We start from the raw sequence: 14,144 nt of genomic DNA, 5'->3' as shown, positions 1-14,144 counted from the left end.
AATCTAACCTGCGGCGACTCATTTTAGCGGTCATAAGTAATCTGTCCAGTAGGTTAAAAAACAACCTTCTTGCCGGCTCGATTCGTGCTTGTTGCCGAAGAATTTGCACCTTGCGTTTTTCGTTCAACCAAAGTATAGGAACCAACCATTTTTGCAAAAAAAGAGAGGAGTCTCTTGTATTGGCCCAGTTAATCAAACTAAAAGACTATGTATCTAGGTATGATCTAGATCCTTACAGATATCCAAGCCAATTTATTAGACTAAAGAACCAGCATTGGAAAAGGCTTTATTCAGATTGGGAAAATGATAGCCTTTCCATCTATCGACAACAGAACCTGGTATCATTAGAGACCACAAAAGATAGTCAAGAAAGAAGTTTTGTTAAAAAGATAAAAAGCGGATGGAAAAAAAACAATTCGGCCAGTTCTAATATTGATATACCTGCCCTTTTTCAGCAAACAGAGAATCAGGAGGAATTAAATTTAGTTATTACTACGATACCGAAATCGGAAGAAGAACTAAAAATGATTTTTATGGAACACATCTTCAGGATTCAGTTGAAGTGGGCAAGTTCGACGATTTCTGAAATTTCGACTATTGATAAGGATTGGACTAGAAACAACCTCCTTCAACATTTGCTGATGAGATTTCCAGATCACAATTTAATCCTCTTTCAGCCTGTTTTTTTAGTAAAACAGGCTGAGCTTGAGTTGGATATCATCATTGTGACACCCTCGGAAGCATTATGTGTCACGTTCCTTGAAGGACGGAAGGATGCCGTTTTTATTGTAAGATCAGAAAGTTTAATATAATTAAAGTATTAACGTATTAAAGAGTGTTGTCGTTGTCTAGCTCCAGGCGCCATCGGCCCTTAGGTCATAAGCCAATCCGTCAAGAAGGTTAAGGAACAACCTTCATGCCGGCTCGTCTTATGCTTGTCGCCGATAGGCGGGCGCCTTGCGCTTTTCGTTCGAGGTAAGCAGCATTTTTGGATTGAGAAGCATTCTTTATCCGAAAAAAAAGTGTTGAATCCTGTTATAAGCTTGAATAAAACAGGAAATATTGTTCATTCCATTCTGAAGCATGCAGAAGTTGTCCTGCCGATAAAAAAAATAATCCTGTCTAGAAATAGTTACATTGATTACCCAGAGGTTCCATATGATATTGAATTAATCGATATACGGAAGTATGATGAGTGGTTTATGAAAATGAGAAGAACGGCTGCCCCCATTAAACATACTCAAATAATAGCTGCTAAAGCCCTCCTAAATTATTGTTTAACTATCTCATGTAATCGAACAGACTAAAGGTTGATGAATAATATGTTGATGTAAACGGTCTTTTTTTGATCAAAGGGCTTGAAGTTTTATAATTGCGAGGCTCGTTTTGTGATCACCCTAGTTTTTGACAAGGTGAGCGTTGAGTATTTAACTCAGGTAGTGATTTAACATTTCTAAAATAAGTTACATAGACTAGTATAAAGTGCAGCTTTCTAAAGAAGCTGGCTCTGCTCGGGTGGAGAAGCTCTCTTTCTATTTATCCCTCAAGGCTTGCAATTCTAAAGAATATAAAGATTGGAAGGGAATCCAGAAAAAATGAAATAATTATCGATCCTATTCCCAGTAGATGGTCCCGTTATGATGAAATATGAGATTCAGGCATAATTGCTTTGTCCAATAAAACTCTTGACTAGTCGACTGTATGTCCCTGAAATTTTTAATGGGTTGAATAATTTTTCAGAAGCTTTGATATATACCAGCTGGATCTGGACATAATTTTGGAAGGAGATTCAATATCATATAAAGGAAGGATTCTTTCATAAAACGAATTTCTTTGTCTGTATAAAATTAACAACACAAATTTTTTTCGTGATAAATGGTGCTATATTGGCGCCATGCATGTTCTTGTATGTGTTCTCACAAGGAGGAAGACTTCATGCTGAAGATAAGACGTCCATTTGACGCCTATTTAGATGAATTTAATCTCATTACAATCCTAATTCCGAAGCAAAACCATCATTCCTATCACCAGAAATTTTATCTTTTTAAAGAAAAAGAGAAAATTGTTTTAAACATTATAGAACATTTAATAATCGATAAATATGTAAAGTATATTTGCCGATTTAATGAGGATATAGGTTTCGGAAAAACTTATTATATAGAAGATGTCACTGGCATGAAAACAGACCTGCAAATTGGTGCAGTTATTAGGACGGCTTTGTTCGATGAATCCTTTTATTATGCCGGTGATTTAGGTGTAGACTACTCAAGTAAGAGAACAAAATTAACTCTATGGGCACCCACTGCAACAGAAGTGAAGGTTAAGCTTTTTTCTCCTCATACTGGAATGGAAGAAATCCAGCCACTTCACCGTCAGGAAAGGGGAGTTTGGTCAGCAACGCTAGCAGGGGACTATGAACATTACTATTATTCATATTTGATATGTATAAATTTGAAATGGCGAGAAGCTGTGGATCCATATGCGACAGCCGTCTCCTTAAACGGTGAACTGGGAGTCATTATTGACATTGGGAAAACTGAAACGGAAAGAGTCATAACCTCTGAATTGCAAAAACCGACAGACGCGATCATCTATGAGCTTCATATTCGTGATTTCAGCATTCATCCGGACAGCGGTATGGCTTATAAAGGAAAATATTTAGCGTTTACGGAATTAGAATCCACCACCCACCATTCATTTTCCACTGGTTTATCCTATATAAAAGATTTAGGCGTTACCCATATCGAGCTCTTGCCATTTAATGATTTCGAAGGGGTAGATGAAACAAGACCTGATGTGAATTATAATTGGGGTTATAATCCTCTCCATTTTAATGCTCCTGAGGGGAGTTATTCCACATCTCCCTCTGACCCGTATAAAAGAATCTTTGAATTAAAAGAGGCTATTAATGCTATCCATAAACAGGGTTTAAAGGTGATTATGGATGCGGTCTACAATCATGTTTTTATTAGAGAACAATCTTCCTTTGAAAAGATTGTACCTGGCTATTACTTCCGCCATGATACAATTGGCCTTCCGTCAAATGGAACAGGAGTAGGAAATGACATTGCGTCTGAACGGCTGATGGTTCGAAAGTTTATTATAGATTCTGTGAAATATTGGATGAGAAACTTTGATGTCGATGGATTTCGTTTTGACTTAATGGGGATTTTAGATGTTGAAACGATGAATCAAGTACGGCATGAAGTAGATAAATTCAAAAAAGATGCACTAGTGTTCGGAGAGGGATGGGATTTACAAACTCCACTCCCATATCAACAAAAAGCAACTATTGCTAATTCGAAAAAAATGCCGGGTATCGCATTTTTTAATGACATGTTTAGAGATAATATCAAAGGGAGTACTTTTGAACCATATGACAGAGGCTTTGCGCTTGGAAATCATCATAAGACTCATGAGGCTAAGCAGAGTATTGTTGGATCGATTCCCTTTAATCATGAGTTAAAAGGGATGTTCCAGGAACCTTCCCAAACAATTAATTATGTTGAATCACATGATAACCATACATTCTGGGATAAAATGAACATTCCATTAAAGCATGAAGCAGACACAGTGAAAAGGAAATGGCAGAGATTAGCTGCTTCAATGGTTATACTCTCACAAGGCATTCCTTTTTTACACGCAGGACAGGAATTTTTTCGTACAAAGCAAGGAATTGAAAACAGCTATAGAAGCCCTGATCATATAAACCAGCTTGACTGGCATAGAAGAGAAAAATATAACGAGGATGTTGAATATGTGAAAAAGCTAATCAGCTTTAGAAAATCCCATCCTGCTTTGCGCTTGCCTAAAACAGAATTAGTGAAGAAGCACTTAGCTTTTTTGATTGCTCAAGACGGTATTATCTCATACCTGCTTCATAGCTTAGAAGGTATTGACACTTATAAACAGATCCTAGTCGTTCACAACAATCGCCTAAGAGATCCTTTTCCAATAAATCTTCCTGATCAAGAGGAATGGATATTAAAAGCAGCTCCAGCAAGTTTTACAAAGGAGGAAATAAGGGTTTCTGGCAAAATAATAATTGATGACATTGGAACAAATATCCTTTTTAAAATCTAGATTTGTCAGTTTTTCTTGACGAAAAATAGACAGAAACGATAAAATTTAATAAGATGGCTGTTGTTTTTAGGAAAACATCTTTTCTGGTAGCTGTCTTTTTTAGCTTTTACAGAACTATATTTCAATAATTTTGATTCCTTATTTTCCTACAGCAAGCATGCAGATCATACATTAAATGGTATTCATAAACTTGAAGATTTTGCAATTCGTTTATCTTGCTCCAGCGCCCAGCTCGTTTCTTAAGGTGACAGCCCGATCCTCTCAAAAAACAACAGTGGTCTATTGAGGGGATCGCCCAATTGTTTGCCTGAGGCTGCAGTAAGGAGACGATTTTCGTTCTGGTTTCAGAAAATGTATTTTGAATAAAGTTTTAACGTGTTAAAATAGACTTTTGTTGTCTAGCTTCAGCACCCAGGGACTAGTGGACTTCCTTTACCTCCTTGCGATAAGTCAAAGATTCCTTTATCACATACGGCTTAAGTCCAGTCCATACGTCTAAAAGGCGCCCCTGAGCTTTTCGTGCTTAAAATACTTAAGAAATGTTGGGTTGAAATTGAAGGTGAACTGGTTGGAACAACTATTAGGAAGCGATTGGGAGGTTTATCCTGCCGGCGGTTCTACAGGTGACGCATATTTTGCGCAAATAGAGAGTCAGAAGTTGTTTTTAAAAAGGAATAGTTCTCCATTTTTAGCTGTGCTGTCTGCTGAAGGTATTGTGCCTAAGCTTATTTGGACAAAGCGTATGGAAAATGGTGACGTAATTACTGCCCAGCACTGTTTAAACGGACGTGAGCTGAAGCCTGCTGATATGAAGGATGAACATGTAGCTGCATTGTTACATAAAATCCATCATTCTAAAGAACTGCTTGATATGTTAAAGCGTCTGGGCAAACAACCGCTGACACCTAATTCAATTTTGGAAGATTTAAAACAAACCATTATATTTGAACAAATCAATGTTCCAGAGATCAAGCAAGCAATTGTTTATTTGGAAAACCAGCTTGAGCATGTTCAATATGAAGAGAAGGTTGTTTGTCATTGTGATGTGAATCACAATAACTGGCTTCTTTCTGACAGCAATCAATTGTATTTAATTGATTGGGATGGTGCCATGATTGCTGATCCAGCAATCGATATAGGGGTTCTTCTCTATTGGTATATTGACAAAGAAGACTGGGAGCAATGGTTAAACCAATACGGGTTGGAATTTACTGAACACCTTCAACGAAGAATGTATTGGTATGTGATGGCTCAAACCCTTACTTTAATATTGTGGAACAGGACAAGGAATAACCTGAAAGACATGAATATTGGGTTAACCTTTCTGCATGGTCTGTTGAACAATAAATGTTCTTAAGAGAAGGTATCGATTTCATGTATCCATTGCGTTAAATTTTGTTGTGAAGATTGAATATGCTGGTTAAGCCCTGATGAATTCACACCAGATTGGCTGTATTGATATATTTGCTGAAGAATATTCTTCAAGTTTTGATCAATATTGGAATTAGTCATTAAGGATTTAATAACTCTCTCTAATTGTTCGCATTCTGCAATTGTGCCACAGCAATCTGTTTGATGGTCAGATAAAATATCCTTTAAGAGAGCTACTTGATGATGGTAATCGAGCGGCATTTCAACACATCCCTTCAGAGCTTATAACTTTAAGTTGTTCAATCAATAGGAATTTATACAAAATGCCGGGAGCTGTCTTCCGGTATTTTTTTTGAGATCAGTTTAAGTTAATTAAAGTTTTAACGTGTTAAAGTTGTCTATCGATGTCCAGCGCAGGCGGACGTGACGCCTTTGCCGGCCAGGTGCCATCGGCCCTTAGGTCTCAGGGCCAATCCGCCCGAGAGGGTTAAAGAAAAACCTTCCAGCCAGCTCGCCCGAATGCTTGTCGCCGATAGTCGGACGCCTTGCGTTTTTCGTTCGTTGTCCAAATGTATAGAATATCAGCGTAATTTTTTTGGAAATACCTTTTTTAAAATTTAAAAAGTCTTGCAACAAAAGGGTTTTCATGATATCTTTTGAATTTGTATTTGTTGTTTTCAAAAAAGGCATATGCAAACTTTTAAAGACCCCAAGATTATTTTGTTGTAGTGAGAGATACTTAAAAGTAAGAGCAATCTAATAAAATCGAGGTGGTTTCATGCGTTTACGCAATAAACCGTGGGCTGGTGAATATTTAGCTGAAAATCCACAAATTGTTATTCAAGATCCCCAATCTTATAAAGGCAAATGGCATGAAATTTTTGGGAATGATCATCCGATTCATATAGAGGTTGGAACGGGGAAAGGTCAATTCGTAACAGGAATGGGAAGAGCTAATCCTTCCATTAATTATATAGGAATAGAGCTATTTGAAAGTGTAATAGTTCATGCTGTTAAAAAAGTAAAAGAGTCAGAAGCAAACAATGTGAAATTGTTAAATGTAAATGCAAATAATTTAACAGAGTATTTTGCCCCCGCTGAGGTAAGCCGGGTGTACTTGAATTTCTCTGATCCTTGGCCAAAAACAAAGCATGAAAAAAGAAGACTTACGTATAAAACGTTTTTGGATCTCTACAAAGAAATTCTTGTAGAAGAAGGAGAAATTCATTTTAAAACAGATAATCAGGGATTATTTGAGTATTCTTTAAAAAGCTTTTCAGATTATGGGCTAAAGCTGACATACATCAGCCTTGACCTTCACAACAGTGATTTTGAAGGCAACATCATGACAGAATATGAAGAAAAATTCAGCAGCAAAGGCCAACGAATCTACCGCTCTGAAGTTAAATATGAGAAAAAGTAGCTCAAAGCATTTAGCTTGTGAGCTTTTTTATGTGCGATATATCTCACGCTCCTCATTCGGTACCTGGTACCGCTATGCAATTTAGTATCGCTATAACCCGTGTCTTGTTATTATTAAAGACGGGGAGGCGAGATAAATGGAGAGTATAACAATTGGTCAAACAAAGCTTACATGGTTAAAGGGCGGGGTTACTCATTTAGATGGCGGTGCTATGTTTGGGGTAGTTCCGAAGCCGTTATGGTCAAAAAAATACCCTGTAAATGAAAATAATCAGATTGAACTTCGTACTGATCCCATTTTAATAGAAAAAGACGGGAAATACCTTTTAATCGAAACAGGGATTGGCGAAGGAAAATTAACTGAAAAGCAAAGAAGGAATTATGGGGTAACAGAAGAGTCAGAGCTGGAAGCTTCACTTGGAAAATTAGGTTTAACGTCAGATGATATTGATTATGTTTTAATGACGCATCTGCATTTTGATCATGCATGCGGGTTAACGAAACATATTGATGGAGAGGAATATACGTCTGTCTTTAAACATGCAAAAATTATTACTTCAAATGTTGAATGGGAAGAAATGAAACATCCAACTATTCGATCTAGAAATACATACTGGAAAGAAAATTGGGAGGCTGCCAAAAATCAGGTTCATCCATTTGAGAATGACATAGAAGTAATCAACGGCATAAAAATGATCCACACAGGCGGTCACAGTGATGGGCACTGTATTGTTGTGATAGAAGAAGAAAGAGAAACAATTATCCACATGGCGGATTTAATGCCAACTCATGCCCACAAAAATCCACTTTGGGTGTTAGCATTTGATGACTACCCAATGACATCAATTGAGCAAAAACAAAAGTGGTTAGCATTAGCTAAGGAAAAGCAGGCTTGGCTGACTTTTTATCATGACGCAATATATCGGGCATTAAAATGGAATGATGAAGGTGAAGTAATAGAGAGTGTAAAGAGAGAAATATAAAAAGAAAGGGGCTAACTTAATTGTCAGCCTCTTTCCTTTTTTTCACTTATAATGAACAGTAAGCTCCGATTTCATGCTTCAGAGGAAATGCGGGGAATTCAATTTCGAACCCTAACAGATGGAAGAGTTTTTTATGCTGTTTGGATAATTTCAATAATTGTTCCAGTTTTTGCGTCTACTAGTGCTTCGTATTGTTCAAGAGAACCGCCTGCTGTTCTGGTTACCCCCGTCTTATAAACTTTGTAGGTTAAATGATTTTTATAATACTCTTCTGGTACAGTGTAGATCCATGAACCGTCGATTGGCCCTCTTTGTTTAAAAGCCTGTTTTACAATATGCAAAGCCTTTTCTGAAGAAATGTATTGTGCTTCCATTCTGTTTTTTACGAAATATGCAGCAGCAAATCCAATGCTGACTCCTACGAAAAAATTTCTCCAATTCATACATTTGACCTCCATTAAATAACATCTACTGTAGAGTATACAGAAATATGATAAAGAAGTTAAGCTTCATGTGAAGGTATATAGATTGGTCTTTTGTAAAGCCTTTCGTCAAACTTTTTTAGATTTGTCTTTATTAATATCAGAGCACCTGCATTTCTCTCTGCTATCCATTTTTCTATAAACTTGACGGCCTAAGTTTCATATGCTGGAAAGGAAAGAAAGCTTTGGTTAAAATAAAACTGTACATAATAAGAAAAAGTTTAGAAGCAGTTTTAGGAAAACGCTGAATGAAGGGGAGATAAATGTGAATCACGATACTTTAGAGTTATTTCGAACATTGACAGAGCTTCCTGGAGCTCCGGGAAATGAACATGCTATAAGAAAGTTTATGCGCGAGCAGCTGGAGCCTTTTGCAGATGAAATTGTACAAGATAAGCTCGGCGGAATTTTTGGAGTTCGGAAAAATCAATCGGGCGGGCCGACGATCATGGTAGCGGGCCATATGGATGAAGTTGGGTTTATGGTCACAGCGCTTACTGATAGTGGAATGATTCGTTTTCAACCGCTTGGCGGCTGGTGGAGTCAGGTACTATTAGCTCAAAGAGTTCAGATCATGACAGAAAGTGGACCGATAGTCGGTGTAATTAGTTCGATCCCCCCTCATCTGCTTAGTGAACAGCAACGGAAAAAACCGATGGAGATTAAAAATATGATGATTGACATTGGAGCTGATAACCGGGAAAATGCCGAGGAGATTGGTATTAAGCCAGGTCAGCAAATTATTCCGATTTGCCCGTTTACTACGATGGCTAATTCAAAAAAAATTCTTGCGAAAGCCTGGGATAATAGGTATGGATGCGGCTTATCGATTGAGCTGTTAAAAGAGCTGAAAGACGTTGAATTACCAAATACACTTTACTCAGGTGCAACCGTCCAAGAGGAAGTAGGGTTAAGAGGGGCGCAAACAGCTGCAAACATGATTAAACCTGATCTCTTCTTTGCCCTTGATGCAAGCCCTGCAAATGATATGAACGGTGATAAAAAGGAATTTGGCCAGCTGGGAAAAGGAGCTCTAATGCGGATATTTGACAGATCTATGGTCACACACAGAGGAATGCGGGAGTTTGTGCTTGACACAGCGGAAACCAACAAGATTCCTTATCAGTATTTCGTGTCACAGGGAGGTACTGATGCAGGCAGGGTACATACAGCTAATGAAGGGGTCCCTTCCGCCGTCATCGGTATTTGTGCCCGTTACGTCCACACTTCTGCTTCTATCATTCATATTGACGACTATGCCGCAGCAAAGGAATTGATTACGAAGCTTGTTAAATCGTGCGACCAATCGACTGTTCAATCTATCAAAAAGAATGGATAGAAGGAAAGGGGCGGCGCAGCTCCTTCGAGTAGTGTCCGCTTCTATCCCGTTCTAACAAGCAGTAAAGGTGACCGCATTTATAAAACCAGGGTGGTCAAATTCACACCCTGCAGAGGATTAATAAACGAGGCCAAAACCTTAGGGTGTCCAGTGCCTCATTTAGTACATTATGTTCTGGCAACACTCCTGCTATGGAGGGTGCACTTTAAAAAGAGGGATGATTATGAAAATAGCAATCGGCTCACTTAATCCTGTGAAGGTCAATGCTGTAAAAAGGGGATTTGAGAAATTTACATCATTATTATTTGTTGAAACAAATGCAAATTCTAATGTATCCTCGCAGCCTTTCTCTGATGAAGAAACAATGCAAGGCGCTATTAACAGGTCGATAAATGCCTTGGAGAATGAAAAAGCTGATTTAGGGATTGGTTTAGAAGGCGGTGTGGTTGAAACTCCGCATGGCTTTTATCTTTGTAATTGGGGAGCATTAAAGGATCCCGAAAATAAACCCATTGTTGCTGGGGGAGCAAGGCTCCTTCTCCCGGATGAAATCGGCTTGGAAGTAAAAGCCGGCCGTGAGCTTGGTGATGTGATGGATCAATATACAAAAAAACAGCATGTTCGGAAGGAAGAAGGAGCAATTGGCATCTTCTCCAGCGGTTTTGTCAAAAGGACGGATATGTTTACTCATATAGTAAAGCTTCTTGCAGGCCAATATTTATATTATGCAGACGGTGAAATCAAAAGGAAGCTGCATGCAAGTTTGAAAAATCAAAAATAAATAAAGATTTACGCACCTTGGAAGATTATTCTTTTTCCAAGGTGCTTTTACGTGTTTTAATTTATCTTTGAACCCTCTAGGCCCCATTAATAAAACCTCTTCTTTGATCCAAAAGATCCCTTAAATCACAGCTATTAGTTTGCTATTTTGTAGGTAATTTAAAAATCTTAAAATGAAATTTTATTGTAATAATTTTAATATTGCATTTTACTTTGTAGATTTATCAAGAAACCAATATTACAAATAAATCAATTGGGGGTCGATTGCCATTTTTTTTATGGTAATTGTTGTGATTTCAATTTTTACTCATGTTTGAATAAATTCAATCCAAGGGTAACACCAAAGTAAAGCATAACCCGCAAGCAGGGTTAACAAATACCTTTCAATTTTAGAAAGGAGGGTTTCAAATGAGTTCCGAGGATAAACATACTTTCAGTTTTCACAAGCAAAAAAAGGTATACGGAGGCTTGGCTGCAGCTAGTATGGCCATGCTTTTAATACCAAGCGTCAGATCAAAGGTTACGCCAAAAATCTTAAAATGGAAGCTGAAGAAAGAAAAAAATAAAGTAAAAAAAAATGTTAAAAATGAAGGAAAGGATTTAAAAGAACAAGCACAAAAAAAATTTATATACGCCCTTAAGGAAAACTTTCAGGAAAAGCTTAAGTCGAAAGTAAATAATGCTTCCAAAAAGCTTGAAGAAGCAAAAGAAAAAAATGCTGACAATGTACACTCGAAGGCAGAAGACGTAAGTGGAAAAGTCCAAAATGCTTTATTAAACATTCGCGAAAAGCTGAAAAAGTTTAAAAAAGCCGGCGAGGAATTTCAAGAAAAAATCAAGTCTGATCACAAAGACGGCCAAGTAAAAAGCATGAAGGATATAGATGGAGCAAACCAATTAAAAAGTGTTTCTTCTATTAAAAGCTCAACAAACCTGAAGAGACCAAGCAAAATAAAAACAGCAAGTGACATTAAGACAATAAGTTCTATATCAAACTCTTAACTTTTTCAAAAAGAAAGGAGAATGAAAAATGGGTGTTCAAAAAAGTACTGATAGTTCAAGTCTGGCAGAGGTAGTTGACCGTATATTGGATAAAGGTGTCGTAATTGATGTTTTTGCACGAGTTTCACTGGTTGGAATCGAATTAGTCACTGTAGAGGCAAGAGTTGTCATTGCCAGCGTTGATACTTGGCTCCGTTATGCAAATGCAGTGGGTCTGCTTCGAGATGAGGTTGAAGAAGAAGGATTACCTGAACAAGAAAACGAGAGGGATCGAGCATTTAGCATTTAATAGAAGCAGTCAGGGATTATTCCCTGGCTGTACCCCTAATCTTCTGATCCTCTGGCTCAAGCTTACGAGGAATCCATGAAGATAAGTGGACAGCTTCACTTTATAGTCTGGATAACGGAGGACTCCACATATGAGTATTAAGAAAAAAATTGATTCCCTTACTGAATTTTTCAATGAACATATTGCGCCTCCACATAAAATTGCTTCCATTCAGCCTACTGAAGAAGGAAGCATTTGTATCGTTGAGGTCATTGAAGAAAGAGAATATATGAGAAAGTATGCGAAAGATGAAATGGTTGGAGTTTATCATGTATCACTAGATAAGGATAACAATGTAACGGCTTATACTCGCAGAAGCCTGCGTCCAAGAAGTGCAATGACCGAGCATGAGGATTCATAACCCCATCCAATATTCCTTTCAATGGAGGGAAAACCAATGACAGTTTTAAAAGAAGCAGGTCTGGAAAAAGTAAACGATGATATTTTTTATGCAGAGGCATTTGAAGATGTGATCAGAAGAACATCTGGCTATCTGGAAGCTGGTTATCCTATCCATTTCACAGGGCCGTCAGGGGTTGGGAAAACGTCTCTTGCTCTTTACATTGCGAAAAAACGAAAACGGCCTGTTATGTTGATGCATGGGAATCATGAACTATCTAATAAGGATCTGATCGGTTCCTATACTGGCTATTCAAGCAAAAAAGTAATCGATAATTATATCCATTCCGTTTATAAAAAGGATGAAAAAGTATCTGAGACATGGAAAAACGGGCGGCTGCTTGAAGCTGTAAAAAATGGGTACACCCTTGTATACGACGAATTTACAAGGTCGAAGCCATCTACAAACAATTTGTTCTTGTCCATATTGGAGGAGGGAATTCTACCTTTGTATGGAACAAAGCACAGCCAGCCCTTTATAAAAGTACATCCAGAGTTTTCCGTTCTTTTTACTAGCAACCCTGAAGAATATGCAGGAGTTTATCAGACACAGGAAGCCCTTCTAGATCGATTAATTACCATTCCCCTGCAACCTCTGGGACAAAGTGAAGAGGCCGTTATTGTATCCAAAAAAACGGGTATAGATGAAACAGAAGCAAAAAATGTGACTGCTTTTGTTTCCCGTTTGCGTGAATCGTGTAAAAAGAAAGGAAATGAAGGGCCGAGTCTCAGAGCTTCTATTATGATAGCTCTTCTAGCTGCAAAGGCAGACCTTCCTATTAAAGGTGATAACGAAGAATTCCAGCAATTAGTGATGGATATTGTCTGGTACCAAGTTCGAAAAGCTTTTGAAAAAGAAACAGATTCTAAAGTGCAGAATGTGATTTTATCAGAATGTAAGAAAATTTAGCGGGGTGAGGAAGTTGAGTAAATCAGGGATTTATATTTTTTGCGGGATTCAAACGACAATGAAAAAGGATCTCGATTTCGGCAGTATCGATCTAGGAGGAGAAAAAAGAGATACTTTCACGATTCACTATGAAGATGCTGCAATAGTTGCAGCTGAGGTTCCAATGAAGATCTATCATCCTAATAAACAAAACATTATGGCTCATCAAGAGGTTGTTTCATCGGTGATGAAGAAAAATAATACGGTTATTCCTATTAGTTTTGGAAATGTCTTCAATTCAAAAGATGATGTGAAGCATTTGCTGAGAAGCCTTTATCCTCAATTCAGCCAAATCTTTCCGGAAATTAAAGGGAAAATGGAGCTTGGTTTAAAGGTGGTAGCTAAGGATGAATGGATTAATCAAGAACTGTCCAAAAGAACAGATATTCAAAAACAAAGACAAACGGTTAATAATAAATCAGAAAATGCCGGTTATTATGACCGTATTAAACTCGGTGGGATGGCACAGAACTTTTTTGAGATTTTAAAAAAGGATATTCAAAAAGAAGTATATCAGCCTTTAAAGTCATGTGCGGAGGCTTCCAAAAGCAATGAGCCGATTGGTGAGAAAATGCTTCTTAATGCATCCTTTCTTGTAGATAACGAAAAGGAAGAACTCTTTGATGTAAAAGTAAATGAAATTCATGAGCATTGGAAGGGAAAAGTGGATTTCCATTACACAGGTCCTTGGCCAGCCTACAACTTCATTAATATCCAATTGAAAGTAGAAAAAAGCTCATGATTCATAAGCTCTTCACCGCCCCATTAAATTTAGTGGTCAAGGTAGGAGAGAAAATTAAGGAAGAAGCAGATAAGGAGCTCTATGATCTGCCAACTATTCAGCAGAAATTAACTCAGCTGCAGATGATGTATGAGCTGGGTGAGATAAATGAGGCAGCTTATAAAGAAAAAGAAGAAGAGCTGCTTGCAAGATATGAGGCAGCGAAAAGGCTGGAAATGGAACAATTGGAAGAAATGATAAAAGAGGAAAAGGGAGGGCAGTAAT

At 37.7% G+C, this 14,144-nt stretch carries 16 protein-coding genes; 14 read left to right on the top strand and 2 right to left on the bottom strand.

Going from position 1 to position 14,144, the window contains the following annotated elements; translation table 11 throughout:
* Positions 1-179 precede the first annotated feature (179 nt).
* From IC621_RS08090 to IC621_RS08075, 4 genes are all read left to right on the top strand, one after another.
* A complete protein-coding gene (locus IC621_RS08090) occupies positions 180-812 on the top strand; it encodes a hypothetical protein (protein WP_191157556.1) in 633 nt (210 codons plus the stop codon).
* 123 nt (positions 813-935) lie between these two features.
* The gene (locus IC621_RS08085) at positions 936-1,307 is read left to right on the top strand and encodes a hypothetical protein (RefSeq protein ID WP_191157554.1); all 372 of its coding nucleotides are present in this window, start codon (positions 936-938) and stop codon (positions 1,305-1,307) included.
* Between the two features lie 628 nt (positions 1,308-1,935).
* Complete coding sequence (pulA, locus tag IC621_RS08080) at positions 1,936-4,083, top strand: type I pullulanase (protein WP_191157552.1); 2,148 nt, start codon at positions 1,936-1,938, stop codon at positions 4,081-4,083.
* A 547-nt stretch (positions 4,084-4,630) separates the two neighbouring features.
* Positions 4,631-5,440, top strand: a complete 810-nt coding sequence (locus IC621_RS08075; protein ID WP_191157550.1) for a phosphotransferase family protein — start codon at positions 4,631-4,633, stop codon at positions 5,438-5,440.
* On the opposite strand, the gene IC621_RS08070 is transcribed toward IC621_RS08075, so the two are convergent.
* Entirely contained in the window at positions 5,437-5,715 is a 279-nt protein-coding gene (locus tag IC621_RS08070; RefSeq protein WP_191157549.1) for a YtzH-like family protein, read from the bottom strand. The two genes, IC621_RS08075 and IC621_RS08070, sit on opposite strands and share 4 nt — an antisense overlap.
* A 517-nt stretch (positions 5,716-6,232) precedes the next feature.
* Between IC621_RS08070 and trmB the strand changes: the two genes are divergently transcribed.
* A complete protein-coding gene (gene trmB / locus IC621_RS08065) occupies positions 6,233-6,877 on the top strand; it encodes a tRNA (guanosine(46)-N7)-methyltransferase TrmB (RefSeq protein WP_191157547.1) in 645 nt (214 codons plus the stop codon).
* Between the two features lie 136 nt (positions 6,878-7,013).
* Positions 7,014-7,859, top strand: a complete 846-nt coding sequence (locus IC621_RS08060) for a YtnP family quorum-quenching lactonase (protein ID WP_191157545.1) — start codon at positions 7,014-7,016, stop codon at positions 7,857-7,859.
* Positions 7,860-7,990: 131 nt separating this feature from the next.
* On the opposite strand, the gene IC621_RS08055 is transcribed toward IC621_RS08060, so the two are convergent.
* On the bottom strand, positions 7,991-8,302 hold the full coding sequence (locus IC621_RS08055) for a PepSY domain-containing protein (RefSeq protein WP_191157543.1): 312 nt from the start codon (positions 8,300-8,302) through the stop codon (positions 7,991-7,993).
* A 304-nt stretch (positions 8,303-8,606) separates the two neighbouring features.
* Here IC621_RS08055 and IC621_RS08050 point away from each other — a divergent pair, with 304 nt between their 5' ends.
* The 8 genes from IC621_RS08050 (at position 8,607) to IC621_RS08015 (ending at position 14,143) form a co-directional block, all read left to right on the top strand.
* Positions 8,607-9,680 carry a M42 family metallopeptidase gene (locus tag IC621_RS08050; protein WP_191157541.1) on the top strand — a complete coding sequence of 358 codons (1,074 nt, stop codon included), beginning with the start codon at positions 8,607-8,609 and terminating at the stop codon, positions 9,678-9,680.
* 223 nt (positions 9,681-9,903) lie between these two features.
* Complete coding sequence (locus tag IC621_RS08045; protein ID WP_191157539.1) at positions 9,904-10,461, top strand: DUF84 family protein; 558 nt, start codon at positions 9,904-9,906, stop codon at positions 10,459-10,461.
* A 407-nt stretch (positions 10,462-10,868) separates the two neighbouring features.
* Positions 10,869-11,462 (top strand): gas vesicle protein GvpQ, encoded by a 594-nt coding sequence (gvpQ, locus tag IC621_RS08040; RefSeq protein WP_191157537.1) that lies wholly within the window; start codon positions 10,869-10,871, stop codon positions 11,460-11,462.
* Between the two features lie 28 nt (positions 11,463-11,490).
* Positions 11,491-11,751 (top strand): gas vesicle structural protein GvpA, encoded by a 261-nt coding sequence (gene gvpA, locus IC621_RS08035; RefSeq protein ID WP_191157535.1) that lies wholly within the window; start codon positions 11,491-11,493, stop codon positions 11,749-11,751.
* Between the two features lie 130 nt (positions 11,752-11,881).
* Positions 11,882-12,151: a gas vesicle protein GvpO gene (locus tag IC621_RS08030; RefSeq protein WP_191157532.1), complete on the top strand. Its 270-nt coding sequence runs from the start codon at positions 11,882-11,884 to the stop codon at positions 12,149-12,151.
* Between the two features lie 36 nt (positions 12,152-12,187).
* Entirely contained in the window at positions 12,188-13,099 is a 912-nt protein-coding gene (gene gvpN, locus IC621_RS08025) for a gas vesicle protein GvpN (RefSeq protein ID WP_191157530.1), read from the top strand.
* A 4-nt stretch (positions 13,100-13,103) separates the two neighbouring features.
* The gene (locus IC621_RS08020) at positions 13,104-13,880 is read left to right on the top strand and encodes a GvpL/GvpF family gas vesicle protein (protein WP_191157528.1); all 777 of its coding nucleotides are present in this window, start codon (positions 13,104-13,106) and stop codon (positions 13,878-13,880) included.
* Positions 13,877-14,143, top strand: a complete 267-nt coding sequence (locus tag IC621_RS08015; RefSeq protein WP_191157526.1) for a gas vesicle protein GvpG — start codon at positions 13,877-13,879, stop codon at positions 14,141-14,143. Before IC621_RS08020 ends, IC621_RS08015 begins: the two co-directional genes overlap by 4 nt.
* Position 14,144 lies beyond the last annotated feature (1 nt).

Origin of the sequence: Metabacillus arenae, from assembly GCF_014773385.1 — a bacterium.
Lineage (GTDB): Bacteria > Bacillota > Bacilli > Bacillales > Bacillaceae > Metabacillus_D > Metabacillus_D arenae.
Note: the sequence above shows the minus strand (reverse complement) of the source record. Positions and strands in the feature narration are given on the sequence as shown.